The following is a 25,619-nucleotide window of genomic DNA, read 5'->3' as shown; positions in this document are numbered from 1 at the left end:
AGTGTGTAAGACCTCCATACCCAAACACAAATCTTTGTGGTGACAGTCACACGGAGATTCGTCACGAGCAGTGTACCTTCGCGCACGGTGCAGTTTCACGTGCTAAAAGACGATCGAGCAATAGGCGGCCCGAACCGTTCCGGGCTGATAAGGCAGGAATCGGTGGCCACTCAACATATGATGTTGAAGGGCAGCGGCAGAGCCCCGGTTCCGGCAAGGCCGGAACACAAGCACCGCGACACGGCAACCGGCGTTAGGTTTTGGGTTTTCAAGTGCAAGTAGTCAGCATCAGCAGCCTCAAAGGCGGCGTGGGCAAGACATCCGTAACCACTGGGTTGGCCTCGGCCGCACTGGCCGCAGGGATCCCCACCCTTGTCGTGGACCTGGATCCCCACGCCGACGCCACCACGGCCCTCGGCGTCCAGGCCGGAGACCAGCTCGACATTGGCCGCATGCTGAAGAACCCCCGCAAGGCGAGGCTCTTGGACAATGTGGTCAGCAGCGGCTGGGTTGACCACCCCCGCGGCAACGGCGGAGGGACGGCCCTTGATGTCGCCGTCGGATCCGCCTACACCGGTATCTACGATCGGCCGGATCTTGGGCGCCGCGATCTCCGCCGCCTGACTGCGGTCCTTGCCGCGGCCGAAAAGTACGAGCTGGTACTCGTCGACTGTCCGCCGTCCCTCAACGGCCTCACCCGCATGGCCTGGAGCGCGAGCGACCGCGTGGTCCTTGTCGCCGAACCAGGGCTCTTCTCGGTAGCCGGCACGGAACGCACCATGCGCGCCATCCAGCTGTTCCGCCAGGAGTTCGCTCCGCAGCTGGCTCCTGCAGGGATTGTTGCCAACCGGGTCCGGGCGGCCTCGTCCGAGCACACGTTCCGGCTGGCAGAGATGGAATCGATGTTCGGCGAGCTTTTGCTGGCACCGCATATTCCGGAGCAGGCGAACTGGCAGCAAATACAGGGTGCCGCCCACGCCGTACACCACTGGCCTGGCGACTCCGCCAAGAACACCGCCAAGCTGTTTGACTCGCTTCTGGAGAACATGTTGTCCTCAAATAACGGCCCTCGGGAACGCCGCAAGCGTTGACAAACGCTGGGGAATCTTCGAGGCAGAAGCTACCCCCCCTCGAGAAAAGCGATGAAGCCGCCTTCCTGCTGGAAGGCGGCTTCATTGGTCTTCGGTGGCCGCTCGCGGCGATCCCGACGGCGGTTCAGCCAGTGCGGCGCGCGGAACGGCGCTTGCTGAGTTCGTCGTCCGGAAAGGACTGTTCTACAGCGTGCTCGCTCGGGAGTGCAGCAAGGCTGCCCTCGACTTCGCGCCATACGCGTCCTACGGCGATGCCGAAAACGCCTTGGCCACCCTGCACCAGGTCAATGACTTCGTCCGCTGAAGTACATTCATAGACACTCGCGCCATCGCTCATGAGCGTGATTTGCGCCAGGTCTTCCACTCCGCGTTCACGCAGATGTTCAACGGCCGTGCGGATCTGCTGGAGGGATACACCTGTGTCCAGGAGGCGCTTGACGACTTTGAGAACCAGGATGTCCCGGAAGCCATAGAGCCGCTGCGATCCGGAACCGGCGGCGCCTCGCACGGCGGGTTCAACAAGTCCTGTACGTGCCCAGTAGTCCAGCTGGCGGTAGGTGATCCCTGCCGCCTTGCACGCGGTGGGACCACGGTAGCCGGCATCTTCATCCAGGACCGGAAGGTCCTCGGTGAAAAGCAGACCCTGGGCACCGCTTGCGGGTACAGCAACGCCTGTCGAGGCCTGCTTTAGCTCGCCTGCTTCGCCTTTGGGACTCACGTGACCCTCCTTGTCAGAAGTTCCCTTGGGGATGGTGCATACGGCGGCTAACACGAAACGGGGAAATGCACTCGTGTAATTTCAACGCGTCCGCACCTTTCAGTGTGACTTGCGCGGGTCCTGTATGCAACGGGAACTTGATATCTTCGACGTTAGGCGTGCGGGAGCCTCAGGTCAAAGACGTCCGGGGCATTTTCAGATCGTGTCGAAACTTTCACCCTCAACTTTAACCTTAGGCTGCCTTCAGCCTTCGAAATCCTCCGGCTCCACGTCGTCCAGGAACTCCCGGAATCGGCGCAATTCCCGTTCTTCGTCAACTTCGGGACCCGGCTCGGTGTCTTCGCCCTCGTCGTGTTCAGTGATCCGGACTCCGGCTTCATCCATCACTGCGTCGGCACACCAGATGCGGCATTTCGCCCGCAACGCCAGCGCCAACGCGTCGGAAGCGCGGGAACTCACCACAGTGCCGTCGTCGAATTGGAGCTGACCGTAGAAGATGTTGTCCTCGACCGCCACAATGTTCACGCTGATGATGGTGTGGCCGAGTGCCTCAACGACGTCGATCATCAGATCGTGGGTCATGGGACGGGGCGGCACCACTCCTTGCTGGGCCAGGGCGATGGCACTGGCTTCGGGTGTGCCGATCCAGATGGGGACATGGCGTTCCCCGTGCATCTCCCGCAGGAGGACCAGAGGCTGGTTTGACGGCAGTTCAATCCGCACTCCAACGATCTCGACCTCAATCATCATGCGTCCATACGGGAGATTCGGTCCTGCACCAAGGCTCGATGCAGGCTGAGGCAGAGTTCGCTGATTTCCCGGGCAGCTTCCGCAGCCCGGGATTGCGACGCCGCATCCTTGCGGGACGTCAAGGGAGCGACGACCCGCTCCACCAAGCCGAATTCGCGCTCGGCCGCCGCTTGGAACGGACGGAGGTGCCTCGGCTCAAGTCCGTGGCTTTCAAGTTGGACACAGGCACGCGCCACTTGCAGGGCGTGTTCGTCGAATTTGCCGTTGACGTGGCTGATGAGTCCGAAACTGAGAAGGGACTGCAACAACGGGACGCTGGCCCCGGATTCCGTCCGCAACTGCTCCTCACTCAGGGCGCGTGCGCGGCCCTGCAGCTCAGCCGCAAGTTCGTCCGAGACAATCCGAGGGGAAACCGACACCCCCGGAGGAAGGTTTTCGGGACGCTCGCCACGGTCGATCGCGTCCAGGTAATCCTTGATGACTTTGAGGGGCAGGTACTGGTCACGCTGGAGTGCCAGCACGAAGCGCAGGCGCTCGACGTCACTTTCGGCGTATTGCCGATACCCGGCAGGAGTGCGCTTCGGATTGATCAGTCCCTTTTCCTCAAGAAAACGGATCTTGGACGCCGTCATGGTGGGAAAGTCGTCGCTGAGTTGGGCGAGGACCTCCCCGATGTTGAGGACCTGCGGTCCTCGCCGTTCCGGCTGGGGCATTGCCACAGGCGTACCCGGAATCAGTCTTGGCCTGCTGCGCGGGCAGGGCTCAGGTAGTAGGTGAGGCGGAACTTCCCGATCTGGACCTCGCTGCCGTTCTTGAGCAGGACGTTATCCACCCGGTCTTGGTTGACGTAGGTGCCATTGAGGCTTCCGGTGTCCACCACTTCGAAGCCCTCGGGGGTGCGCACGAATTCCACGTGCTTGCGCGAAACCGTCACATCATCCAGGAAGATGTCCGCATCCGGGTGGCGGCCAGCGGTGGTGGTGTCCGAGTCCAGGAGGAACCGCGCACCCGCATTGGGGCCGGTGTGGGCAATCAGCAAGGCCGATCCAGGAGGCAATGCCTGGACCGCAGCGCGCTCCTCGGCTGCCAGCGGCGGCCGGGCATCCGGCTCGTGGTGGCGCACAGGCGTGAGCTGGATCGAGGTGGTCTCCGAGGTTGGCTGTTCTACAGCACCGTGCTCGTCCCGGGCGTGGTTCCGCTTGCCGCCAACCATGGAAATCCTCCTCATCCGCCGGCAGTTGTCATCAACTGCCGGTTACGCAACTGCCCGGTTCCCCCGGGCCAAACAGGTCGCTGGCCCGCCGCCGCCGCTCCCCTGTTCCGGGGAGAACCGACTTGGCGGGCCAGATACCATTTAGCCTACCTGTTGTTCGTACTCTGATGCACTGAGAAGGGTTTCGATGGCGTCAGCTTCCGAAAGCTTTACTTCGAACAGCCAGCCGTCACCGTAGGGATCCGAGTTGATCAGGGCAGAGTCGGTGTCGAGAGCATCGTTGCGGGAGACAATTTCGCCGCTGACCGGGGCGTATATGTCGCTCACGCTCTTCGTGGACTCGACTTCACCCACGACGTCGTTGCCCTTCACCGTAGTGCCGGGCTCGGGTAGCTGGGCGTAGACGACATCGCCGAGTGCATCCTGGGCGAAGTCCGTGATGCCGACGCGCACGACGCCGTCTGCATTCGGGGCACTGACCCATTCATGTTCGGCGGTGTAGGAAAGATCGGCAGGAATGTTGCTCATGAGTCGCCTTTCATCGGGACATTTCGGACCACGACGGCGGCCCGGTCATCCGGCCACCGCTGAAAGTATAAGCACATCCCTGCCTCCTCCCCACAGGTCTCTGGAATGATTGGAAGCAGACTCAAGCCGCATAGTCCCGCAACGCCGTCGAAGGAACGCGATCATGCCGGAACTGCCCGAAATCACCGCCTTGACCGACTTTCTGGACGAGCGGCTATCCGGGGCGCGGCTTACCCGGTTCGTGCTGCCATCGGCGTTTGCCCTGAAAGTGGCCGACGTTCCCCCTGAATCGCTGGTCGGGCGGACAGTCGAATCCGTCGGCCGGCGGGGAAAGTTCCTCGTTTTCGAGATCGCGCCTGAAGCACCCCAGGACGGAGACTCGGCAGGGCCCCTGTACCTGATCGTCAATTTCGCGAAGGCCGGCTGGCTCACGTTGTCGGATAAACAGCCCCGCGACGACGCAACTGCGGCGGGCGGATACTTCGCCGCGCAATTGGGCTTTTCGAACAACGGCCACGATTTCGGCATTACTCTTAGCGACGCCGGAACCTGGAAAGGATTGGCCATCTTCATCGTTCGCCAGCCGGCGGAAGTCCATGGCATTGCGGAGCTAGGGCCGGATCCCCTTGACCCCGGCTTCGGCCTGGACGAGTTCAGCCGGCTTTTCACGCACAGGCAGCAGCTCAAGGGACTCCTGAAGAACCAGAAGCTCATGGCGGGTATCGGGAACGCCTACAGCGACGAAATCCTCCACGCAGCCAAGCTATCTCCCGTGGCCGCCGCTTCTTCGTTGGGCCCGGACGCAGTGGAGCGCATCTTCACTACTATGAAGGACATTCTCCTCGGCGCCGTCCAAGAGTTCTCGGGCAAGGAACCGAGCGAGTTGAAGCAGGCCAAGAAAGCCTCGATGCGCGTGCACGGCAGGACCGGCGAGCCTTGCCCGGTTTGCGGGGACACTGTGCGCGAGATTGCCTTCGTGGGGACTTCGCTGCAGTACTGCCCCACCTGCCAGACCAACGGCGAGATCCTGGCCAAACGCGGTTCGAGCGGCGACTGATTTCCGAACGGCTGTTCTCGTAGCCGCAGTCCGGTGGCGGGCTTTCGTACGTGTCGCCTAGGCGACCGGTGACCCCTCAGGTTCGCGTACGCCGTCGGGGGCTGCTTCCGGAGCGAAAGCAGACTGCCCCGCTCCCCCACGCCGCGCTGCTGCCGCGGCGGCGATCATGACGAGCAGGGCGGCAACGGTGATGGCGGCCCCGGCCCAGATCGGCGAGGTGTAGCCCAGACCCATGGTGATGGTGACGCCGCCCAGCCAGGCGCCCAGGGCGTTGCCCAAGTTGAAGGCGCCGATATTCGCGCCGGAGGCGAGGGTGGGCGCGGTGGCGGCAAAGTGCATGACGCGCATCTGCAGGCCCGGCACGGTAGCGAAGCCGAAGCCGCCCATGAGTGCGAGCGAGAACAGGGTGGCCACCGGGCTCGCGGCGGTGAGTGCGAAGAACACGAGCACCAGCACGAGGCCCGCGAGGATGACCACGAGGGTTTTGTCGATGGATTTGTCGGCTGCTTTGCCGCCGGCAATATTGCCGACGAACAGTCCGGCGCCAAACAGGACGAGGAGCCAAGGGACTGCGTGGGGATCGAATCCGGAGACGTCGGTCAGGGTGAAGGCGATGTAGGTGAAGGCTCCGAACATGCCGCCAAAACCGAGAATTGTGACGATGATCGACAGCCACACCTGACTGGACTTGAACGCACCAAGCTCGCTGCGGAGGCTGCTGGCGACGGCCCCTTCCTTGGTGCGCGGGACCATGAGGGCGATTCCGATGAGGGCGGCAACGCCGATGACGGTGATGGCCCAGAAGGTGGACCGCCAGCCGAGGTTCTGGCCAAGGAAGGTTCCGAAGGGGACACCCAGGACGTTGGCGGCGGTGAGGCCCGTGAACATGATGGCAATGGCTCCGGCCTTTTTGTGGGCCGGGACCAGGCTGGCCGCGACCACTGAGCCGATGCCGAAGAAGGCTCCGTGACAGAGGGCAGCGACAATGCGCCCTATCAGCATGGCCGTGTAGCTGTCCGCGATGGCGGAGAGGAAGTTGCCCGCGATGAACAGGACGAGGAGCCCGATCAGCACAGGCTTGCGGGGCAAGCGGGTGACGGCCGCTGTCACCAGGAGGGCGCCGACAACGACGCTCAGCGCATAGCCGGTGATGAACCATCCGGCGGCTGCTTCGCTGACTCCGAAGTCGGTGGCAATCTCGGGCAAGAGGCCCATGATGACGAACTCGGTCAAGCCAATGCCGAATCCGCCGAGGGCAAGGGCGATCAACCCTGCGGGCATGTTTTGCTCCTTTGTGGGGATGGATTCCCGTGAGAGTGGAAGTGCGTCGCCGAGAACCGTAGAATTAGTTGCAGACGCTGCATATATACTTGCACACGCCATGTAATTGCGCAAGCAACTACTTTTCGTGCGTCTGGTTCTTCATCGATCGGCAGGAGTTACGGGAGACATGGGCATCAAGGACGACGCCGTTGAGGTGCGGGCGCAGGGGTGGCGGACTCTCGCGGCGCTGCACGGCAACATCGAGGCGGCACTGGAAAAGGCGTTGCAATCGGCCGCGGATCTTTCCGTGGTCGAATACACAGTGCTCGACGCCTTGAGCCGCCAGGACGGCTGGCACATGCGGATGCAGCAGCTCGCCAGGGCCACAGCACTTTCCAGCAGCGCCACGACGCGCTTGGTGAACCGGCTCGAGGACCGTGGGCTGCTGACCAGGATCCTGTGTGCGGACGACCGCCGCGGGATCTATACGGAACTCACCGAGGCCGGCCAGAAGCTGTTGCTGGCCGCCAGGCCCGTACACGACGAAACCCTCGCGGAGTCCCTGACGGCCGCGGAATCGGTGCCGGAGCTTGAGCCCCTGGTGAAGGCGTTGGGGGCGTTGCAGGGGGCTTAGCGCGCCTCGTTAGACCTTCTTGACCACGCTTGACTTGAGCTGCATGGGGCCGAAGCCGTCCACTTTGCAGTCGATGTCGTGGTCCCCCACGCCGTTCACGAGGCGGATGTTGCGGACCTTGGTTCCGACCTTGATGGCCGTGGCGCTCCCCTTGACCTTGAGGTCCTTGATCACCGTCACGGTATCCCCGTCTGAGAGGACATTGCCGACGGCGTCCTTGATCTCGGTTGGCTCGGCTTCCGCTTCTTCAGAAGCCGCCGGCGACCATTCGTGGGCGCACTCGGGGCAGACCAGCAAGGCACCCATCTCGTAGGTGTATTCGCTGGCGCATTCGGGGCAAGGGGGAAGGGTTTCGCTCACCGTCCAATGATAGACGGGAGCGGTCCAACACGGAGACTGCCGCGGTCCAACACGGAGACGGCGACCCGGGCACACGGAGACGCCCGGCGAGAACCCCGGAATCTCGCGGAATAGAACACGTAGACGGGAACTGCAGACCACTTAATTCTTGGGTTTGACCACTGAGAGGCCACATATCGGCCATATATTGCCAATGCCCAAGACATCGAAAGTTGGTGCATGAACCGTGCAGTTGCCTACATGGGGCCTCGTCCTAGGATGGCTGGTCGTCAGCATATATCTTCGCTCGCTCAAGCTCTTCGCACTGATGACAGTCTGCGCTCTACCTGGGCTGGCAGCTCGTGCAGCGTCGACGCTATTCGCTGAACCTTTCCATTTGACGGCAAGCCAACAAGACGGGCTGAACGTCTTCTCTTCCATCTGGATCTACCTGACGCTGATCCTTTTCGTAGGAATCCGGCGCATGACCGGGCCAGGGTGAGGCTGCCGGCCCCACCTCCGAGGTTGAACGCGCACGTGTCAAGGACCGAGCTGATGCCTCTCTATGGAACGCTCCCGAACCAGTGGATTCCCGGGTACTTTGAGTTAATCGGCTTCAGAACCGTGCTGTCCCGTTCTCTTCCTTCATCCGTGGGTTCAACAACCTCTCCAAGCACGATGCCCATGGCGGTTTGAATTGGCTGGCGACGGTCGAAGTCCAGCTCTTCAAGGAGACGCAGGTCATAAACTCGACCAGCCAGCGCACCTCGCCAATCGTCGTAGACGACCGCGATCCGGGTGGCATCAATAGACGCAGCGTGCCTGTATCTCACACGGCCCATAATGCTTTCGTCCACAAGCTTGAAGCCTTCCTCAAATGCTCGTGCCCAAGCGTCCGCACTGTTCATGGGTGCCTGCGAATCCGCGAGGCCCGAGGGTCACTTGCTTGATGCAGTTGCATTGAGGCTTTTGAAACTCTTCTGCTGCTCATCAAAGTCCGCCCTATTGATCTTGGCCCCAAAATTGATCGGCGAGTCACATCACTTCAAAGCTCTTGACCTTCAAACAAGGTCACGACGGCGAGGTCACACTGCCGGATTCTGCTGGATAATTCTCGTCGCCGAAGTTTCGGGCAGCGAGGTCCCGCGGATCCGGAATTTGTCCATTCGAATGATTGAGCGGCGCCGGACTGAGACCGCTCAGGCTCAATCCGCGGGTACTCGCTTCCTGCGAGCGGACACCCAATGGATCACAGATAGAACCACGGCAACAATGAGTCCCACTGTTCCACTTTGGAAGAGAAACAATGCGATGGGTGAATGCGGAGCTGCACCATCCGCAAAAGCACGGACATGCGACACGGCGAATCCCATGGCCGTGTCCGGAAAGATCAGCAGCATCGACGGAACAGCGTAGGCGAACAACACGAAAGGAGCCACCTTCCTGGCATCGAACGATCTAGCAATCCTCCGCACAAGCGTCCAACAAACCATGCCGGTCGTTCCGCTCCAAACTACGAACCAAATGACGTTGCCAAGGTTAGACCCGCCCTGAAACGCCACGTAAGACTCGAAGAGGCCCAATCCGGTGTACTGCGCTGAAACGAAGAACACGGCATAGGCGCCGAGTATCCACGGAATGGCAGCAGCAAAGGCTATCGTCATGACCGCCGCTCGCATCCTCATATTCAGCCCTTCGAATTACCAGTTGCAGGTAGCACTTGGTGGCCAGACCGCGCCAATTCGGCTCCGCCAGTTCGGGTTGGATCTCCGCTCGTACTCGAGATCAAAAGTCCCCCACTCAGCCAGTCCTCCAAGGACATGACACTCCCACTGCTGCCGCATCGAATCAGTGAAGATCCACGAGGAGTGCTTTTGCTTGAGAAGATTCCATCCGGAAGTCAGGAACTGTCCGGCGTTGAAGATCACGTCGTGGCGTCCCCATGCTGAGAGTGCCACTAGAAAGCGCCCTTGGCGTCAAGCTACCCGTGGAATTGCCCGCCAGGTTGTCCCATGCTGCAAATTGAGTGCTCAAACACCTCAAAATGAGTGCCTTTTCACGAAAAATAGGTACAGAAGAGGGCCGGAGCCGTGAGGAGTAGCCGGCGCTTGCACGCGCTGCTTCGATGAAAATGGCCGAACTCCTCTATTTGTCGGGGTCCGTGCCCATGGCCTTGGAAATGAGTGCGCCTTCCCCGGACAGCACCGGATTCCGGTGGATCATTCCGCACCTCGATGCGTGCGCCGTCCTGACCTTCTTTGGTTTGGGAAATCGTTTTCGACACGGCGAGTCACGTCACTTCCACGCCCTGGCCCTTCAAACAAGGTCAGGACGGCGAGGTCAGGTCGGGAGAATCATGCAGACTGTCGGATTCTGCTGGATCATTCTCCCCGCCGAAAGGTGGCGGCCCCGGCAATACCAACGCTTAAACGCAAAAGCCGTGGGAACCCTTGAGTTCCCACGGCTTTCATTGGTCGGGCTGACAGGATTTGAACCTGCGACCCCTTGACCCCCAGTCAAGTGCGCTACCAAGCTGCGCTACAGCCCGTCAGTCCTGCCGTTCTCCGCCTAGATTTTCACCTAAGCAGTCCGGCCGAACCACCTCAAAAAGCTTACACGATGTTCGAGGTTCTCAATGACACCTTGGCGGGTGTCACCTGTGATGCGCGTCTCAATTAGCGCTTCTTGCCGCGCTTTTCGCGGACGCGCATGTTGACCTCGATCGGCGTGCCGTCGAAGCCGAAGGTTTCGCGCAGCCGGCGAGTGATGAATCGGCGGTATCCGGGGTCCAGGAAGCCCGTGGTGAAGAGCACGAACTTCGGCGGACGGCTGGATGCCTGGGTGCCGAACAGGATGCGGGGCTGCTTGCCGCCGCGGACGGGGTGCGGGTGGGCAGCCACGAGCTCGCCCAGGAACGCGTTGAGGCGTCCCGTGGGGATGCGCTTGTCCCAGCTCTCCAACGCGAGGTCCAGTGCGGGCACCAGGCGGTCCTTGTGCCAGCCGGTCTTGGCGGAGATGTTGACGCGCGGGGCCCATTCAACGTGTGCCAGGTCCTGCTCGATTTCACGCTCAAGGTAGCGGCGACGTTCGTCGTCGAGCAGGTCCCACTTGTTGAAAGCGAGGACAAGCGCGCGGCCCGACTCGATGGCGAGCTGCAGGATGCGGACGTCCTGCTCGCTGAGCACCTCGTCAACGGCCAGGAGCACGACGGCGACCTCCGCCTTTTCGAGCGCGGCCTGCGTACGCAGGGAAGCGTAGAAGTCTGCGCCCTGGGCCATGTGCTGGCGGCGGCGGATACCTGCGGTGTCCACGAAGCGCCAGGTGCGGTCGCCGAGTTCAATGAATTCATCCACGGGGTCGCGTGTGGTCCCGGCGAGCGGATCAACGACGACGCGCTCGGAGCCGGCCAGCTTGTTCAGCAAGGAGGACTTGCCGACGTTCGGGCGGCCGATGAGGGCGATGCGGCGGGGACCGCCTGAACGCTCGACGCCTTCCACGGTGGAGAACTCGGGCAGGGTGTCCATGACGTGGTCCAGGAGGTCGGCAACGCCGCGGCCATGGAGGGCGGACACCGGGTACGGCTCGCCGAAGCCAAGGCCCCAAAGCGCAGCCGAGTCGGCTTCCTGCGCAAAGTCGTCAACCTTGTTGGCCACCATGATGACCGGCTTCTTGGACTTGCGCAGCATCTTCATGACGCCTTCGTCCGTGGCAGTGGCGCCAACGGCGGAGTCCACCACGAAGAGCACGGCGTCGGCCAGTTCCACGGCCATCTCGGCCTGCTCGGCGACGCGGGCGTGAATGCCCCTCGCGTCGCGCTCCCAGCCGCCGGTGTCCACCAGCGTGAAGTTGCGGCCGTTCCAGTGTGCCGAGTACATGACCCGGTCACGGGTAACGCCAGGGGTGTCCTCGACGACGGCCTCGCGGCGGCCGAGGATACGGTTAACCAGCGTGGACTTGCCGACGTTGGGGCGGCCAATGATGGCCAGGACCGGGTCTAGCTTGAGGGGGCCGTCTTCGCCTTCGTCGTCGTAGAGTCCGCTCAGCAGGGCGGCGTCGTCCTCGTCGAGGTCATAGTCTTCCAGGCCTGCCCGGAGGGAGGCCGCGCGGAGTTCGGCTTCGTCGTCGTCCAGGGCGGCGAGGTTTTCAGCCACCTGGTCGGTGCCGGTGGGCGTGTATTCGTCGTCGCCGGCTCCGATGTTGCCGGATTTGTGAGTCGTATCGCTCATTGCACTTTCCTTAGTGGTGATCTGCCGGCGTCCCGGCTACTTCTTCTTGGCGGTGCTGCATTGGCTGTGGGCCGGTTCATTTAGTCCCCCGGAAGGGACTGACCGGTGGTCTTGACGGCATCCTGGACGTGTCCAGCCAGCGCAGCGCGGATCTCCGCAGCCGCCCTGTCCATTGAAACACGCCCCGGCTCGCCATTTCTGCGGGTCACATTCAAGGGAGCCCCGAAACTGACGTGCACGCGGCGGCGCAGCCCCGGAATGGAGTCACGGTGTTCGTCTCCGATCCGCGTTCCGAGGATGGCCACGGGAATTACTGTGGCACCGGACATCAGGGCGAGCCATGCGACGCCGTTGCCGATGTTGCCGGCAGTGCCGCTCCCTCGCGTTCCTTCAGGGAGAATCCCCACGCAACGGCCGGCGTCGAGCGCTTGTCTTCCGAGCTGGAGCGCCGCGCGGTCGCCGGAGCGGTCGATGGAAATCTGCCCCGAGGCACGAAGAACCTTTCCCAGGAAACCCTTGAACATCTCCTTCTTGACGAGGATGTGCATGGGCCGTGGAGCCGCGCCGAACATCACCGGCCCGTCCAGGAAGCTGATGTGGTTGCCCGCGAAAATGACCGGGCCGGATTTGGGAACGTTGGAGCGTCCCGTTATCGCGGTCCGGTACAGGACATGGTCCAACATCCAGCCAACAGGCCGGCTCCATATCATGGTCCAGCGTGCCGGGAGCCGGGCTTCAGTCACCGTAGATGACCTTGCCCACAATGCTCAGTGCCGTTTCGACCGTTTCTTCGAAGTCCAGGTCCGAGGAATCCAGGGTCACGACGCCGTCGGCCGCCTGGGTGAAGTTCACCACAGTGGAGTCCTTGGCATCGCGGTGGATCACTTGGGCGGCGAGCTGCTCTTTGCTCTGCGTTCCGCCCAACTGCAGGCCGCGGCGCCGCAGCCGGGCTTCCTCGCTGGCGGTCAACAGCATGCGGACCTCCGCATAGGGCGCGACGACGGTGGTGATGTCCCGTCCTTCGACCACCATGCGGCGGTGGTGCTGTTCAATCAGCTGGCGCTGTCGACGAATCAATTCGTTGCGGGCACCCAGGGTGGTTGCAACGGCGCTGACGGACGAGGAGATCCTCGGCTCACGGATTTCCTCCGTGATATCCACTCCGGCAACACTGACGTATTCCGCGTTGGCGCTGGTGCTGAGTTCCAGCGGCAGATCCTTTGAGGCCTGCTCGACGGCGGCACCGTCCGCGAGGTCGATCCCGGTCTTGAGGCAGTACCAGGTCAACGCACGGTACATCGCACCCGTGTCCAGATAGGCGAGCTTCAAGCGCCGGGCAACTTCCTTGCTGACGCTGGACTTGCCGGAGCCGGACGGGCCGTCGATTGCGACAACCAGCGGCTTTCCCGGACGTACTACGGTCTCCGGGCCGAAAAGTTCACGTTTCATTACTGGAGTACCCGCCATCCACGGTCGGTCAAGGCTTCAACAAGGAGGTCGTGCTTGTTGGGCATGACGGAGAGTTCCACCATGCCAACGTTCTGCCCGGACGAGTGGTCCAGGCGGAGGTCTTCAACGTTGACGCCGATCTCACCGATCTCCGTCAACAGCCTGGCGATCTGCCCCGGCCGGTCGTCTACCAGAACTGTAAGCCATGAATATGCCTGCGGGGGTCCGCCGTGCTTTCCCGGGATCCTTGCCTGCCCGGCGTTGCCCTCGCTGATGAGCTGGGCAAGGTCCAGGCGGGCGCCGGGGGCAGTGGGATCCTCCAGGGTACCGATCAATCGGTTGAGGTCTTCACGGACACCATGGAGGATATCCACCATCTTGGCCGCATTGTTGCCAAGGATCTGCACCCACAGGGTGGGATCGCTGGCAGCAATCCTCGTGGTGTCCCGCAACCCGTTGCCGGCCAGGGAGAGCGCGTGAAGCGGTGTCCCCTGCAAGCGGCTGGCAAGAAGCGAAGACATCACCTGGGGCAAATGCGATACCAAGGCAACCGCTTCATCGTGTTCCTCCGCCGTGAACTGGGAGACTATGGCCCCCAGGTCACCGGCAAGGGAACGTGCGGTCTGAAGTGAGTCGGCACTGGTCTCGTCGGACGGGCAAAGAACCCAAGGCATGGACGTGAAGAGCTCGCCGCGGGCAGCGACGGGCCCCGACTTCTCGCGCCCCGCCATCGGGTGCGTCCCGACGTAACGGGACATGTCCACTCCCCGGCCCCGGAGCTCGGCCTGGATTGCCAGCTTGACGCTGGCAATGTCCACCACAACGGCCTCCGGGTATTCACCCAGGGCACGCTCGACGACGTCGGCCGTGACATCCGGTGGCGCCGCGACAACAACCAGCTGGGGTGCATTCTCAAGCTCGGACAGAGGCCTGCCCGCACCGATATCCACGGCCACGGCCTGGTTGGTTGGCGACGGGTCCGAAAGGAACACGGAGACACCCCGGCCACGCAGGCCGAGACCGATGCTGGCTCCGAGCAGGCCGGTGCCGAAAACGACCACCGGGCCGTCAAGGTGGCCCCGGCCGTGCGAGTGGAATGCCGACATGCCTTACAGTCCTACGGAGGCCAGGAGGTGTCCGACTTCCTGCTTGCCGAGGTTCCGGATGCTGCCCTGGCGCTGGTCGCCCAGGCCGATGGGGCCGATCTTGACGCGCACGAGACGCAGCACGGGGAAACCCACGGCTTCGAACAGGCGGCGGACAATACGGTTCTTCCCCGAGTGCAGCACGACCTCGATCAACACGTGGCCCGGAGTGGAATCCACGAGCTTGAAGGAGTCGACGGAAGCGATGCCATCTTCGAGCTCGATGCCCGCCTTCAGCTGCGCACCGACGCCCTGCGGGAAGGGGCCACGGACCTGTACCAGGTACGTCTTGGGGACCTCATAGGAAGGGTGCGTCAAGCGGTTGGCGAGTTCGCCGTCGTTGGTCAGCAGCAGCAGGCCCTCGGTGGCGACGTCAAGGCGGCCGACGTGGAAGAGACGCTCGCCCTTGTTCTTGGCGGACTTGAGGAAATCGCTGATGCATGGACGACCCTCCGGGTCTTCCATGGTGGAAACGACACCCTTGGGCTTGTTGAACACCATGTAGAGCATGGTGTCATCGAGCTGGATGCGAATTCCGTCGACGTGGATCACGGCGGTCGCGGGATCGACGCGCATGCCGAGCTCGGTGGTGAGCTGGCCGTTGACCTCGACGCGGCCTTCCTCGATCATTTCCTCGCACACGCGGCGGGAAGCCACGCCGGCCTGGGCCATGACCTTCTGCAGGCGCACGCCATCGGCGTCGTGCTGCTCGGACTGGGCCACCTCGCCGCGGCGGCCGCGGGGCTTGCGGATCGGGCCAAGGTTCTGGCCGAAGCGCTCACTGCCGAAGGCGCGGGAAGCGTACTGTTTCTTGTTGCTGGCCTTGGGCTTCAATGCGCCCGGCGTGCCCGGAGCCTTGCCGAAGCCGGGCTTGTTGGAGCCCGGCTTGCGGGGGGCCTTGGCCGGCCTGGGATCTTGGCGTCCGGCGTCTTCACGACGCCCGTAGCCTCCGGCCGAAGTGGGGTTGTCCGGATCGAAGGGGCGTTCTTCACGCGGACGAGTGGGCTTGAAGGGGCGTTCTCCGCCCGGGGAGAAGCTGCGCTTGCTGCCTCCGGAGGCGCCACCGGCACGGCTTGCGCCACCCCGGCCGGCACCAAAACTGCTGCCTCCTGCGCGGCCGGCACTGCTGCGGCCGGCATTGCCGCGGCCTGAGTCTTGCGACTCGTTGCGTCCGGAATTGTTTCGTCCCGAACTATTACGTGGTGAACCCTGGCGTCCCGCCTGTGTCATGACCCGTCCTTTTGTTATGGTGGCCGGCTTGTTCTTTCTCAACATAAGCCAGCCGGACAGAGGATATCTGCCCTGTGTGTCTGCCCGCTACTAGCCGGGCGTTTGTAGATCCTTGCAGTATTGAGTTGTTTCGATTTGCCTGCGGCCGCGGTGTTTCCCGCGACTACATGCGTTCGGCGTCGAAGAACTCCTCGATGCCCTCCAGCCCCGGAAGGTGGGGGGACAATTGAGGCAGTTCCGCCACCGAGCCAATGCCCATGCGCTCGAGGAAGTACGAGGTGGTCCGGTAAAGGATCGCCCCCGATTCAGGATCGGTACCCGAGTCCTCGATCAGCCCGCGTTGGACAAGGGTCCGGACGACTGAATCGACATTGACGCCGCGGATGGCAGACACCCTGGCCCTGGAAACCGGCTGCCGGTACGCGATGACCGCCATGGTTTCAAGGGCTGCCTGCGTCAGCCGCGCGGTCTGGCCTTCGAGAACGAACCTTCCCACGACGTCGGCAAAATCCGCGCGTGAATAGATCCGCCACCCTCCGGCAACGTTCCGCAACTCAAAACCCCGGGGTGCAGCGCTGGCACTTGCATCAGTGTGCAAGTCATCAGCGTCCCTGCCCGGGGCTTTAACAGTATAGCCGCTATACTCCTGCCGCAGTCCCTCCAGCAAATCCTCGACGATGGCGATCGTTACGTTGAGCCCGGCAGCGAGCTCTTCCGCGGTGGCCGGTTCGTCGATCACCATCAGGACGGCTTCGAGAGCCGCGCGGGCGCCACCGGGCAGGGCTTCAAGCTCGGCGAGGCCATCCCCGCCTGTTTCCTGCTCGCTCACAGCGGTTCCTCTCCTTTGTCGATCTGCTCATACTCGTCGCTCAAGTTGTCGCTGCTCCAGCCTTCGGGGCGCCCTGTCCAGCGGACGGTCAGTTCGGCGAGCGGACCCGGCTGCTCAAACGCCACGACACGGTCGCGGAACAGCTCGAGGAGTGCCAGGAACCGGGCCACGACAACAAGCGTGGACTCGGCATCGGCAATCAGTGCCCTGAAGGATTGTGGCTGGCCGCGCTGCAGGCGGTACCCGATGATCTCGGCTTGTTCCTTGACGCTGACGGGTGTTCCGTGAAGGTGGTCGAGCCCGACTTCCTCCGGCGTGTTGTCCTTCGGAGCCAGGGTCTTGGCCGCCAGTGCGGCGAACTGTTCGGGCGTATGGCGCCAGATAAGTTCGGGCAGCATTGCCGCGAAATGCCCTTCCAACGCAACTTGCCGCGGGAAGCGCCGGGCTTCCGACTCCAACGTGCCGGACATAATCGCGGCCACCTGTTTGAAAGCCTTGTACTGCAGGAGCCGGGCGAAGAGAAGATCCCTGGCTTCCAGCAAGGCAATGTCCTCGGCATCTTCGACTTCGCCAGCTGGCAGGAGCCTTGCGGCTTTGAGGTCCAGGAGCGTCGCGGCGATGACCAGGAATTCGCTGGCTTCGTCCAGTGCCCAGTCCTCGCCCAGTTCCTGCAGACGCCGGATGTACTTGATGAACTCATCCGTGACGGTGGCCAGCGCAACTTCCGTGATGTCCAGCTTGTGCTTGGAGATCAGACCGAGCAGGAGATCGAACGGGCCGGTGAAGTTCGCCAGCCTGACCTCAAAGCCGGCCTTTCGTCCGGAAGGCGACGCTCCGGCGTCGTCCGCGCTGCTTGCAGACGAGTACGACGGCGGCGCGTCGCCCATCCGGGCGGGCGCGCCTTCAGCGGTGAGTGGCTCTGCCACGCGGGCTAGGGTGCGCCGCCGCGCGAAATCAGTTCCTTGGCCAGGCGGCGGTAGGCGTCGGCACCGATGTGGTTTCCGGCGTAGCTGGTGATGGGCTCCGCGGCAACCGTGGCGTCGGCGAACTTGATGGAACGCTTGATGACGGTCTCGAAGACCTTGTCCCCGAACGCCTCCACGAGCCTCGAAATGACTTCGCGGCTGTGCAGGGTGCGGGCGTCGTACATCGTGGCGAGCACGCCGTCCACCTGCAGGCGCGGGTTCAACCGGTCCTGGACCTTTTCGATCGTTTCGACGAGCAGTGCCACCGCGCGGAGGGCGAAGAATTCGCAGATCAGCGGGATGATGACGCCGTGCGCAGCCGTCAAGGCGTTGACCGTGAGGAGGCCGAGGGACGGCTGGCAGTCGATGAGCACGACGTCGTAGTCGTCCTCGACGCTCTTGAGCGCGCGGTCCAGCACTTGCTCGCGGGCTACTTCGTTGACCAGCTGGACCTCGGCGGCGGAGAGGTCGATGTTCGCCGGCAGGAGGTCGATACCTTCGACGCCGGTCTTCTGGATGGCGTCGCGGATGTCCACTTTGCGGTCCATCAGGACGTTGTAGACGGTGAGGTCGAGCTCGTGCGGGTTCGCGCCCAGGCCCGCGGAAAGAGCTCCCTGCGGGTCGAAGTCAACGAGCAGGACGCGCCGGCCGAATTCTGCGAGCGCAGCGGCGAGGTTGATGGTTGACGTGGTCTTGCCCACGCCACCCTTCTGGTTGACCATGGCGATGACGCGGGCCGGGCCGTGGGAGGCCAGTGGCGCGGGCTCGGGGAAGTCGCGGTGCGGGCGGCCCGTGGGCCCCATGACGGCGTCTTCCAGATCGAAATCCGTGCCCTCCAGCGTAGTCGTTCCCCGTTCGCTGCTCACGTATCTATCCACTCTCTCCACGACGGTCATTTCCTGCGGCTGTCTCCAGCACCAGCACTGCTCCCCACCTAGGCTACAGCGCCCGACACGGCATTCTGCGGAACTTGACATTGCCCGCAGTTTGAGCCTTTACCTTCTAGCTGAGGTAGAAGGTTGGCCCCCGGTACTAATAAAACGTAAGCAAGGCAGGTCCCCGAACGGGTTCCTGCCTTGCTTGCGTGGATGCTTCCAAACAGGGTGCCCGGCTAAGCGGCCACGGTCTCTTTCACTTCGGGTTCAGCGTGGTGGCTGATCATGGTCAGCTCGTCGAACGGCGTCGCACCGGACAGGACGTTAGTGACCTGGTTGCGGTCGATTTCCTTGACCCAGGTACCGATCAACACGGTGGCGACGGCGTTGCCCGTGAAGTTGGTCAGGGCGCGGGCTTCCGACATGAAGCGGTCGATGCCGACGATCATGCCGACGCCGCCCAGCAGTTCGGGCCGGTGTGCCTGCAGGCCTGCGGCGAGGGTGGCCAGGCCGGCACCGGAAACGCCGGCAGCTCCCTTGGACGCAATGATCATGAAGACCAGCAGCGATACCTGGGCGCCAAGGTCCAGCGGAATACCCATGGCGTTGGCGACGAACAGTGAAGCCATGGTCAGGTAGATGGCAGTTCCATCCAGGTTGAAGGAGTAGCCGGTAGGCACCGTGACACCGACAACCGGCTTGGAAACGCCGAGGTGCTCCATCTTGGCGATGAGCCTGGGCAGCGCCGCTTCGGAGGACGAAGTGGAGAAGATGAGCAGGTACTCGCGGGCCAGGTACTTCATCAGCTGGAAAATGCTGACGCCAGCCACTACCCGAAGCAAGGTGCCGAGCACCACGACGATGAACAGTGCGCAGGTGATGTAGAAGGCGACCATCAGGGTGAGCATTCCGAAGATTGCCTTCACTCCGGTGGCACCAACCACTGCGGCGATCGCGCCGAAGGCACCGACGGGTGCCAGCCACATGATCATGATGAGGATGCGGAAGACGAGTGCCTGCCCGTGCTGGATGGCCTTGAGCACCGGCTGGCCCTGGGAGCCCATGCGCTGCAGCGCAAAGCCCACCAGAATGGCGGCCAGGAGCGTCGGCAGGACCGGAATGTCTCCGGGGATGATGCCCAGCAGGAAATCGGCGGTGCTGTTTGTGGCAGCCTTCGCGTTGGGGTCGTACGGGATCAGCTTCAGGCCCTCGCCCGGGTGGATGATGTTGCCAACCACCAAACCGATGGCGAGCGCGAAGGTGGACATCACCAGGAAGTAGATCAGGGCGAGCCCGCCGACCTTGCCAACGGTGGCAGCCTTGGCGATCGACCCGATGCCCAGGACGATGGTGCAGAAGATGACGGGGGCGATCATCATCTTGATGAGCTTGATGAAGCCGTCACCCAAAGGCTTGAGGGATTTACCCACCTCGGGGAAAAGCAGGCCGACGACGGCGCCCAGCACAACTGCGGCGATCACGGCGATGTAGAGGTAATGCGACTTGTCCAGCCCCTTGCGCCCGGCCTTCGCGGGTGCAATCTCTCCTCTTTGAGAGGTCATGGCTTTGCTCCTTATAGATACTCTGGAAAGCGCCGTGGTTCCTGCAAAATGTCCCTGCGCCGCTCTGCTGTGATATCCATCATTGGGCGCGGCGTGACATGTATCACTGTTGCGTTCATATTGGTCACAGGATTGCCCGCAGAAAGGAGCACGTGATCCGACGCTGGAGCATTGCCCGGAGACTCTTTGTGGCAAATCTGCTGTTCATCCTGGCGCTCACCGCGATCGTGGGAACGGTGGCCTTTGTGGACGCCAGGGACCGGGCCTACAACGACGCCGGCCAGCGCATGCAGGCCGTGGCCGCGGCGATAGCCGCCAATCCCCTCGTCCTCCAGGCAGCAGGTACGCCGAATCCCTCCGCCGCCCTGCAGCCTTACGCCCAGGTGGTCATGGCTAACGCCCATACCGACTTCATCACCATCATGGCCCCGGACCGGACGCGCTGGACCCATGCGAACCCCGACGAAATCGGCAAACCCTATATCGGCACCATCGACCCTGCCCTCCACGGGCAGACGTTCACTGAGGTCACTGCCGGTACGCTCGGCCCGTCCGTCCGCACCATCGTTCCCGTCGAGGATTCATCCGGAAAAGTCCGGGCCCTGGTGGCCGCGGGCGTCACGGTGCGGACAGTGGATGTCGCGGTATCAGCCCGGCTCACCACGATCATCGCCTTCTCCCTGGCCATGTTCGCCGGAGGCTCCCTGGCCTCCTGGCTGCTGGGCCGATACCTGCGTTCGGTCACCCGGGGCTGGGGACCAGAGCAATTGGCGCAATTGTTCGCATATTACGAGTCGGTCCTGCACTCGGTCCGCGAAGGCGTGGTCCTGATCGACACGGGCGGCCGCGTGGTCATGTACAACGACCAGGCCGCGGATCTGCTGGGACTGGAACGGTCCGACGTCGATCCCGCCGCAGGAGCCGCACCGCGCCTTTCGGACCTGCCCCTGGAGCCCAGCCTCCACGGGCTCTTCGAATCCGGCCGGACGGCACACGACGAGATCCACCTCAGCGGGTCCCGGATCCTGGTGGTGAACCAGGCGCCCGCGGTGGGCCCGCCCGGGATAAGGGGCCGGCAGCGGCCTGCCGTGTTCGGCACCGTTGCCACGCTCCGCGACAGGACGGAAATCGAGTCCCTGGGCAGTGAACTCGAAACCATGAAGACCCTGTCCGACGCCTTGCGGGCCCAGACCCACGAACACGCCAACCGGCTGCACACCATCGTGTCCCTCATGGAGCTCGGGCGAACCACCGACGCCTTGGACTTTGCCACCAAGGACCTTGAACTGAGCCAACAGTTGACCGACCATCTCGTGGCATCAGTGGACGAGCCTGTCCTGAGTGCACTCATCATGGGGAAGTCCGCCGAGGCGCACGAACGCGGCGCGGAGCTGACCGTCACGGTGACCGGCGGGGACGGCCTCCAGGGCCTGGCCGTCCAGGACCTCGTGACGATTTTGGGAAACCTGCTGGACAACGCACTCGACGCCGCCACGGCCGCTCCCCCGCCGCGCAAAGTGGAACTGGGCATCGAATCCGGACCTGAGGGAACCACATTCACGGTGGTCGATTCCGGCCACGGAATCGATCCCGGCATCGTGGACGACGTCTGGCAATACGGATTCAGCACGAAGGCCGCCGGCATCGGACAGGCCGGCCAACCCGGGGCTCCTTCCCGCGGCGTGGGCCTGGCCCTGGTACGGCAAGCGGTGCAGCGGCTTGGCGGTACGCTGTCCATCAGCGAATCCACGAGCGCCTTGGGCGGTGCGTTCTTCCGCGTGGCGCTCCCCGCGCCGGACTCCAGGAAAGAAGCCGAATGACCGAAATCCGCGTTCTTGTTGTCGAGGACGAACCCATCGCCGCCGACGCCCATGGCGTCTACGTCGGCCGAATCGACGGCTTCATTGTTGCGGGAACCGCCCGGGACGGACAGTCGGCCCTGCGGCTACTCAATGAATTCGCCGTTGCCGGGCAACCAGTGGACCTCGTCCTGCTGGATATGAACCTGCCGGATCTTCACGGGCTGGATGTTGCCCGCCGGATGCGCGCTTCGGGGCTGCTCGCCGACATCATCGCCATCACCGCCGTCAGGGAAGTGAACATTGTCCGGAGCGCGGTGTCGATCGGCGTCGTGCAGTACCTCATCAAGCCGTTCACGTTCGCAACGTTCGCGGACAAACTCGCCAGCTACCGCACCTTCCGTGAGCAACTCGCCGCCCCGGCGTCGGGCGCGCGGGCGAGTGGAGCCTCGCAAAGCGATGTGGACCAGGCGTTTGCCAGTCTCCGCGCACCCACCGAAGTCCCGCTGCCCAAGGGCCTCTCCGCCCATAGCCTGGAGTCCGTCAAAGACCTCCTGGCCGGCCTTGGCCGGGCCGTGTCCGCGAGCGAGGCAACTGTCGCCCTGGGGATGTCCAGGGTCACCGTGCGCCGCTATCTCGAGTATCTGGCCGACGCCGGGATGGTCACGAGGAATCCGCGATACGGCACTCCTGGACGGCCGGAGAACGAGTACCGCTGGAATCGGAGTTAGCCCACGATTCACCGTGGATGTATACACAGTTCGATCACAGGCCTGATTTTATCGCCAAAAGCTAGGCCTAATCGCGGTTTATGTATACACTAAGGGCATCCGCCCAGTGAAGGAGGGTCCATGCGTGCCAGCGACAAAGCCTATGCGGCCCTGCGCGAAGACATCATTGAGTGGCGCCTGGCACCCGGAACGGTCCTCGCGGAAGTGGAACAATCCGAACGCCTGGGCGTGTCCCGCACACCCGTCCGGGAGGCGCTGAGCCGGCTCACCGCCGAAGGGCTGACGACGGCGGCAGGCGGACGCGGCGTCGTCGTCACCGACATCTCGCTGGAGGACATCGACGAACTGTTCGAGCTGCGCGAAACCCTGGAAGGCAAAGCCGCCGCCCTCGCCGCGGAACGCGGCGAACGCCCGGTGTTCGCCCGACTCCACGCAGAACTCCTCCGGGCCCCGGAGATGCTCAACGATTCCGATCCCGCACGGCACGACTACTACGCCTTGGTGGGAAGGCTCGACGAAGCGATCGACGAAGCCATCTCCAATTCCTACCTCGCCCAGGCCATGCGCAGCCTGCGCGTCCACCTGGTGCGGGTCCGGCGCCTCGCGGCCGACGACGCCGAACGCCTCCATGCCGCCGCGGCCGAGCACGCCGCGATCGCCGAAGCCATCGCGGCAGGCAACCCCAGGCTCGCCGAAGCCGCCACCACCCTTCATCTGCACCGCAGTCTTTCCCACGTCAAAGCCACCCACACACCTCACTAAAGGAGCACCATGGTGAAGAACAACCACGTCCGCGTCTATAAGAGCGAAGAGAACCTTGCCCGTGAGGAGCAGCTGGCGCACAAGATCGCCACGGTCGCCGCCGACCCCGTCGAGGTGACTCCCGAGGTCACCGACATGATCATCAACCGGATCATCGACAATGCCTCGGTCGCCATTGCCTCCCTGAACCGCGCCCCGATCATCGCCGCCCGGGCGCAGGCCCTGACCCACGCCCCCACCACCAACGGCAAGGGCTCCTCCGTTTTCGGAATCAGCGACAAGGTCTCCCCCGAGTGGGCCGCCTGGGCCAACGGCGTCGCCGTGCGTGAACTCGACTACCACGACACGTTCCTGGCCGCGGACTACTCCCACCCGGGCGACAACATCCCGCCGATCCTGGCCGTCGCCCAGCACGTCGGCGCCGGCGGCAAGGACCTGATCCGCGGCATCGCCACCGGATACGAGATCCAGGTGAACCTGGTCAAGGCCATCTGCCTGCACAAACACAAGATCGACCACGTCGCCCACCTCGGCCCCTCCGCCGCCGCCGGCATCGGCACCCTCCTGGGCCTGGACGTCGAAACGATCTTCCAGTCCGTCGGCCAGGCCCTGCACACCACCACGGCCACGCGCCAGTCCCGCAAGGGCGAAATCTCCACCTGGAAGGCCCACGCCCCCGCGTTCGCCGGCAAAATGGCCGTCGAAGCCGTAGACCGCTCCATGCGCGGCCAGACCTCCCCCGTGCCGATCTACGAAGGCGAAGACGGCGTCATCGCCTGGATGCTCGACGGCCCGGACGCCTCCTACGAGGTCCCGCTGCCCGAGGCCGGGGAGCCCAAGCGCGCCATCCTGGACACCTACACCAAGGAACACTCCGCGGAGTACCAGGCCCAGGCCTGGATCGACCTCGCCCGCAAGCTCCACAAAGAGCACCCCGAGGCCACGGACCCGGCCAACGTGGAATCCGTCCTGATCAAGACCAGCCACCACACGCACTACGTGATCGGTTCCGGCGCCAACGACCCCCAGAAATACTCGCCCACCGCCTCCCGTGAGACGCTGGACCACTCCATCCCCTACATCTTCACCGTCGCGCTGCAGGACGGCTCCTGGCACCACGTCGACTCCTACAGCCCCGAACGCGCGGCCCGTCCCGACACCGTGGAACTCTGGCACAAGGTCACCACCGTGGAAGACCCGGAATGGACCCGCCGCTACCACTCCCTGGACATCTCCGAGAAGGCCTTCGGCGGCACCGTTGTCATCACGCTCACGGATGGAACGGTCATCACGGATGAGATCGCCGTGGCCGATGCCCACCCGCTCGGCGCCCGGCCGTTTGCCCGGGAACAGTACGTGAACAAGTTCCGCACGCTTGCTGCCGGTTTGGTCGAGGAGGCCGAGATCGAAAGGTTCCTGGACGCCGTCGAGCGCCTCCCGGACCTGGGCCCGGGAGAGCTGGACCAGCTGAACATCGCTGCCGCCCCCGGCGTCATCGACCTCGCCGCCGCACCGAAGGGACTGTTCTAGATGCTCTACTCCAAGACCACGCCCGAGCAGAAGCGCCTCGCCCTGCGCGAGATGCTCGCTTCCGGGACCATCGTCCAGTTCCCCGGCGCCTTCAACCCGCTCTCGGCACGACTGATCGAAGAGAAAGGCTTCCCCGGCGTCTACATCTCCGGTGCCGTCCTCGCCAACGACCTCGGCCTGCCGGACATCGGGCTCACGACACTTACGGAGGTCGTGACCCGGGCGGGGCAGATCGCCCGCATGACCGAGCTCCCGTGCCTGGTGGACGCGGACACCGGATTCGGCGAACCGATGAACGTCGCCCGCACCATCCAGGAACTCGAAAACGCCGGACTCGCCGGGTGCCACATCGAGGACCAGTTCAACCCCAAGCGCTGCGGGCACCTGGACGGCAAGAACGTCGTCGACACCGACACCGCCGCCAAGCGCATCCGCGCCGCCGCCGACGCCCGCCGGGATGCGAACTTCCTCATCATGGCCCGCACCGACATCCGCGCCGTCGACGGCATCGAAGCAGCCCAGGAACGTGCCCGGGCGCTCGTCGACGCCGGCGCCGACGCCATCTTCCCCGAAGCCATGAAGGACCTCAGCGAGTTCCAAGCCATCCGTGATGCAGTGGATGTGCCGATCCTGGCCAACATGACCGAGTTCGGCAAAAGCGAGCTATTCACCGTGGAACAGCTCCAGGGCGTCGGCGTAAACATAGTGATCTACCCGGTCACCCTGCTCCGCATTGCCATGGGGGCTGCAGAGCGTACGCTGGAAACGATCAAGGCCACAGGAACGCAGGAGGCGCAGGTGGAGAACATGCTCACCCGTGCGCGGCTCTATGACCTCGTGGACTACGAGGCTTACAACCACTTCGACACGAGCGTTTTCAACTTCCAGGTTCCTGGGCTCAGCCGGTAACTGGATCAACCAAG

The 25,619-nt window shown here is 63.5% G+C and carries 24 protein-coding genes, 1 tRNA gene and 2 pseudogenes; 8 read left to right on the top strand and 19 right to left on the bottom strand.

Annotation, left to right across the window (positions count from 1 at the left end):
• Positions 1–272: 272 nt before the first annotated feature.
• Complete coding sequence (locus QRN59_RS17970) at positions 273–1,091, top strand: ParA family protein (RefSeq protein WP_284983832.1); 819 nt, start codon at positions 273–275, stop codon at positions 1,089–1,091.
• Positions 1,092–1,215: 124 nt separating this feature from the next.
• Here the strand turns inward: QRN59_RS17970 and QRN59_RS17965 are convergent, their stop codons facing one another.
• The 5 genes from QRN59_RS17965 to gcvH form a co-directional block, all read right to left on the bottom strand.
• Positions 1,216–1,809, bottom strand: coding sequence for a MerR family transcriptional regulator (locus tag QRN59_RS17965; protein ID WP_284983831.1), 594 nt, complete (start codon positions 1,807–1,809; stop codon positions 1,216–1,218).
• A gap of 243 nt (positions 1,810–2,052) precedes the next feature.
• Positions 2,053–2,556 carry a bifunctional nuclease family protein gene (locus QRN59_RS17960; RefSeq protein ID WP_234753890.1) on the bottom strand — a complete coding sequence of 168 codons (504 nt, stop codon included), beginning with the start codon at positions 2,554–2,556 and terminating at the stop codon, positions 2,053–2,055.
• The gene (gene ftsR, locus QRN59_RS17955) at positions 2,556–3,272 is read right to left on the bottom strand and encodes a transcriptional regulator FtsR (RefSeq protein ID WP_234753791.1); all 717 of its coding nucleotides are present in this window, start codon (positions 3,270–3,272) and stop codon (positions 2,556–2,558) included. Before ftsR ends, QRN59_RS17960 begins: the two co-directional genes overlap by 1 nt.
• Positions 3,273–3,292: 20 nt before the next feature.
• Complete coding sequence (locus QRN59_RS17950; protein ID WP_234753790.1) at positions 3,293–3,772, bottom strand: FHA domain-containing protein; 480 nt, start codon at positions 3,770–3,772, stop codon at positions 3,293–3,295.
• A gap of 141 nt (positions 3,773–3,913) precedes the next feature.
• A complete protein-coding gene (gene gcvH / locus QRN59_RS17945) occupies positions 3,914–4,300 on the bottom strand; it encodes a glycine cleavage system protein GcvH (protein WP_234753789.1) in 387 nt (128 codons plus the stop codon).
• 163 nt (positions 4,301–4,463) lie between these two features.
• Between gcvH and QRN59_RS17940 the strand changes: the two genes are divergently transcribed.
• Positions 4,464–5,357: a DNA-formamidopyrimidine glycosylase family protein gene (locus QRN59_RS17940; protein WP_284983829.1), complete on the top strand. Its 894-nt coding sequence runs from the start codon at positions 4,464–4,466 to the stop codon at positions 5,355–5,357.
• A gap of 57 nt (positions 5,358–5,414) precedes the next feature.
• Here QRN59_RS17940 and QRN59_RS17935 read toward each other — a convergent pair whose 3' ends face one another.
• Complete coding sequence (locus tag QRN59_RS17935) at positions 5,415–6,638, bottom strand: MFS transporter (RefSeq protein ID WP_284983828.1); 1,224 nt, start codon at positions 6,636–6,638, stop codon at positions 5,415–5,417.
• A gap of 169 nt (positions 6,639–6,807) precedes the next feature.
• Here QRN59_RS17935 and QRN59_RS17930 point away from each other — a divergent pair, with 169 nt between their 5' ends.
• The gene (locus QRN59_RS17930; RefSeq protein ID WP_078105600.1) at positions 6,808–7,254 is read left to right on the top strand and encodes a MarR family winged helix-turn-helix transcriptional regulator; all 447 of its coding nucleotides are present in this window, start codon (positions 6,808–6,810) and stop codon (positions 7,252–7,254) included.
• A gap of 9 nt (positions 7,255–7,263) precedes the next feature.
• Here the strand turns inward: QRN59_RS17930 and QRN59_RS17925 are convergent, their stop codons facing one another.
• The 13 genes and pseudogenes from QRN59_RS17925 to QRN59_RS17865 form a co-directional block, all read right to left on the bottom strand.
• A complete protein-coding gene (locus QRN59_RS17925) occupies positions 7,264–7,614 on the bottom strand; it encodes a zinc ribbon domain-containing protein YjdM (RefSeq protein WP_284983827.1) in 351 nt (116 codons plus the stop codon).
• A 542-nt stretch (positions 7,615–8,156) separates the two neighbouring features.
• Positions 8,157–8,501 carry a hypothetical protein gene (locus QRN59_RS17920; protein ID WP_284983826.1) on the bottom strand — a complete coding sequence of 115 codons (345 nt, stop codon included), beginning with the start codon at positions 8,499–8,501 and terminating at the stop codon, positions 8,157–8,159.
• A gap of 297 nt (positions 8,502–8,798) precedes the next feature.
• A complete protein-coding gene (locus QRN59_RS17915) occupies positions 8,799–9,272 on the bottom strand; it encodes a hypothetical protein (RefSeq protein ID WP_284983825.1) in 474 nt (157 codons plus the stop codon).
• 792 nt (positions 9,273–10,064) lie between these two features.
• A tRNA-Pro gene (locus tag QRN59_RS17910) sits at positions 10,065–10,141 on the bottom strand.
• Between the two features lie 127 nt (positions 10,142–10,268).
• On the bottom strand, positions 10,269–11,819 hold the full coding sequence (gene der / locus QRN59_RS17905) for a ribosome biogenesis GTPase Der (protein WP_284983824.1): 1,551 nt from the start codon (positions 11,817–11,819) through the stop codon (positions 10,269–10,271).
• A gap of 10 nt (positions 11,820–11,829) precedes the next feature.
• Positions 11,830–12,529: pseudogene (locus tag QRN59_RS17900) on the bottom strand (lysophospholipid acyltransferase family protein).
• Between the two features lie 25 nt (positions 12,530–12,554).
• Positions 12,555–13,268, bottom strand: a complete 714-nt coding sequence (gene cmk / locus QRN59_RS17895; protein WP_284983822.1) for a (d)CMP kinase — start codon at positions 13,266–13,268, stop codon at positions 12,555–12,557.
• Positions 13,268–14,374, bottom strand: coding sequence for a prephenate dehydrogenase (locus tag QRN59_RS17890; RefSeq protein WP_284983821.1), 1,107 nt, complete (start codon positions 14,372–14,374; stop codon positions 13,268–13,270). The genes cmk and QRN59_RS17890 overlap by 1 nt, the downstream gene beginning before the upstream one ends.
• 3 nt (positions 14,375–14,377) lie before the next feature.
• Entirely contained in the window at positions 14,378–15,643 is a 1,266-nt protein-coding gene (locus QRN59_RS17885) for a pseudouridine synthase (RefSeq protein ID WP_284983820.1), read from the bottom strand.
• A 163-nt stretch (positions 15,644–15,806) separates the two neighbouring features.
• The gene (gene scpB, locus QRN59_RS17880; protein WP_284983819.1) at positions 15,807–16,472 is read right to left on the bottom strand and encodes an SMC-Scp complex subunit ScpB; all 666 of its coding nucleotides are present in this window, start codon (positions 16,470–16,472) and stop codon (positions 15,807–15,809) included.
• The gene (locus QRN59_RS17875; RefSeq protein ID WP_284983879.1) at positions 16,469–17,359 is read right to left on the bottom strand and encodes a segregation and condensation protein A; all 891 of its coding nucleotides are present in this window, start codon (positions 17,357–17,359) and stop codon (positions 16,469–16,471) included. Before QRN59_RS17875 ends, scpB begins: the two co-directional genes overlap by 4 nt.
• Positions 17,360–17,403: 44 nt before the next feature.
• Positions 17,404–18,303 (bottom strand): ParA family protein, encoded by a 900-nt coding sequence (locus tag QRN59_RS17870; RefSeq protein WP_078105609.1) that lies wholly within the window; start codon positions 18,301–18,303, stop codon positions 17,404–17,406.
• 245 nt (positions 18,304–18,548) lie between these two features.
• A complete protein-coding gene (locus QRN59_RS17865; RefSeq protein WP_284983818.1) occupies positions 18,549–19,874 on the bottom strand; it encodes a cation:dicarboxylate symporter family transporter in 1,326 nt (441 codons plus the stop codon).
• Between the two features lie 152 nt (positions 19,875–20,026).
• Here QRN59_RS17865 and QRN59_RS17860 point away from each other — a divergent pair, with 152 nt between their 5' ends.
• The 5 genes and pseudogenes from QRN59_RS17860 to prpB all read left to right on the top strand — a co-directional run bounded on the left by QRN59_RS17860 (position 20,027) and on the right by prpB (position 25,605).
• Entirely contained in the window at positions 20,027–21,694 is a 1,668-nt protein-coding gene (locus tag QRN59_RS17860; protein WP_284983817.1) for a sensor histidine kinase, read from the top strand.
• The gene (locus QRN59_RS17855; protein WP_284983816.1) at positions 21,691–22,404 is read left to right on the top strand and encodes a response regulator; all 714 of its coding nucleotides are present in this window, start codon (positions 21,691–21,693) and stop codon (positions 22,402–22,404) included. The genes QRN59_RS17860 and QRN59_RS17855 overlap by 4 nt, the downstream gene beginning before the upstream one ends.
• A gap of 120 nt (positions 22,405–22,524) precedes the next feature.
• Positions 22,525–23,207: pseudogene (locus QRN59_RS17850) on the top strand (GntR family transcriptional regulator).
• Positions 23,176–24,696 carry an MmgE/PrpD family protein gene (locus QRN59_RS17845; RefSeq protein ID WP_284983814.1) on the top strand — a complete coding sequence of 507 codons (1,521 nt, stop codon included), beginning with the start codon at positions 23,176–23,178 and terminating at the stop codon, positions 24,694–24,696. The pseudogene QRN59_RS17850 and the gene QRN59_RS17845 overlap by 32 nt, the downstream one beginning before the upstream one ends.
• Positions 24,697–25,605 carry a methylisocitrate lyase gene (gene prpB / locus QRN59_RS17840; RefSeq protein WP_284983813.1) on the top strand — a complete coding sequence of 303 codons (909 nt, stop codon included), beginning with the start codon at positions 24,697–24,699 and terminating at the stop codon, positions 25,603–25,605. It abuts the gene before it with no gap.
• The last annotated feature ends 14 nt before the right edge of the window (positions 25,606–25,619 follow it).

Source organism: Arthrobacter sp. efr-133-TYG-118 (assembly GCF_030209755.1).
Lineage (GTDB): Bacteria > Actinomycetota > Actinomycetes > Actinomycetales > Micrococcaceae > Arthrobacter.
This window is presented reverse-complemented; position numbering and strand designations above follow the sequence as displayed.

Excerpts from the sequence above, each read along its gene's own strand:
- QRN59_RS17960 (WP_234753890.1), bottom strand. The coding sequence starts at position 2,556 with ATGATTGAGGTCGAGATCGTTGGAGTGCGGATTGAACTGCCGTCAAAC.
- ftsR (WP_234753791.1), bottom strand. The coding sequence starts at position 3,272 with ATGCCCCAGCCGGAACGGCGAGGACCGCAGGTCCTCAACATCGGGGAG.
- QRN59_RS17950 (WP_234753790.1), bottom strand. The coding sequence starts at position 3,772 with ATGGTTGGCGGCAAGCGGAACCACGCCCGGGACGAGCACGGTGCTGTA.
- gcvH (WP_234753789.1), bottom strand. The coding sequence starts at position 4,300 with ATGAGCAACATTCCTGCCGATCTTTCCTACACCGCCGAACATGAATGG.
- QRN59_RS17940 (WP_284983829.1), top strand. The coding sequence starts at position 4,464 with ATGCCGGAACTGCCCGAAATCACCGCCTTGACCGACTTTCTGGACGAG.
- QRN59_RS17935 (WP_284983828.1), bottom strand. The coding sequence starts at position 6,638 with ATGCCCGCAGGGTTGATCGCCCTTGCCCTCGGCGGATTCGGCATTGGC.
- QRN59_RS17930 (WP_078105600.1), top strand. The coding sequence starts at position 6,808 with ATGGGCATCAAGGACGACGCCGTTGAGGTGCGGGCGCAGGGGTGGCGG.
- QRN59_RS17920 (WP_284983826.1), bottom strand. The coding sequence starts at position 8,501 with ATGAACAGTGCGGACGCTTGGGCACGAGCATTTGAGGAAGGCTTCAAG.
- QRN59_RS17915 (WP_284983825.1), bottom strand. The coding sequence starts at position 9,272 with ATGCGAGCGGCGGTCATGACGATAGCCTTTGCTGCTGCCATTCCGTGG.
- der (WP_284983824.1), bottom strand. The coding sequence starts at position 11,819 with ATGAGCGATACGACTCACAAATCCGGCAACATCGGAGCCGGCGACGAC.
- cmk (WP_284983822.1), bottom strand. The coding sequence starts at position 13,268 with ATGAAACGTGAACTTTTCGGCCCGGAGACCGTAGTACGTCCGGGAAAG.
- QRN59_RS17890 (WP_284983821.1), bottom strand. The coding sequence starts at position 14,374 with ATGTCGGCATTCCACTCGCACGGCCGGGGCCACCTTGACGGCCCGGTG.
- QRN59_RS17885 (WP_284983820.1), bottom strand. The coding sequence starts at position 15,643 with ATGACACAGGCGGGACGCCAGGGTTCACCACGTAATAGTTCGGGACGA.
- QRN59_RS17875 (WP_284983879.1), bottom strand. The coding sequence starts at position 17,359 with ATGGGCGACGCGCCGCCGTCGTACTCGTCTGCAAGCAGCGCGGACGAC.
- QRN59_RS17865 (WP_284983818.1), bottom strand. The coding sequence starts at position 19,874 with ATGACCTCTCAAAGAGGAGAGATTGCACCCGCGAAGGCCGGGCGCAAG.
- QRN59_RS17855 (WP_284983816.1), top strand. The coding sequence starts at position 21,691 with ATGACCGAAATCCGCGTTCTTGTTGTCGAGGACGAACCCATCGCCGCC.
- QRN59_RS17845 (WP_284983814.1), top strand. The coding sequence starts at position 23,176 with ATGGTGAAGAACAACCACGTCCGCGTCTATAAGAGCGAAGAGAACCTT.
- prpB (WP_284983813.1), top strand. The coding sequence starts at position 24,697 with ATGCTCTACTCCAAGACCACGCCCGAGCAGAAGCGCCTCGCCCTGCGC.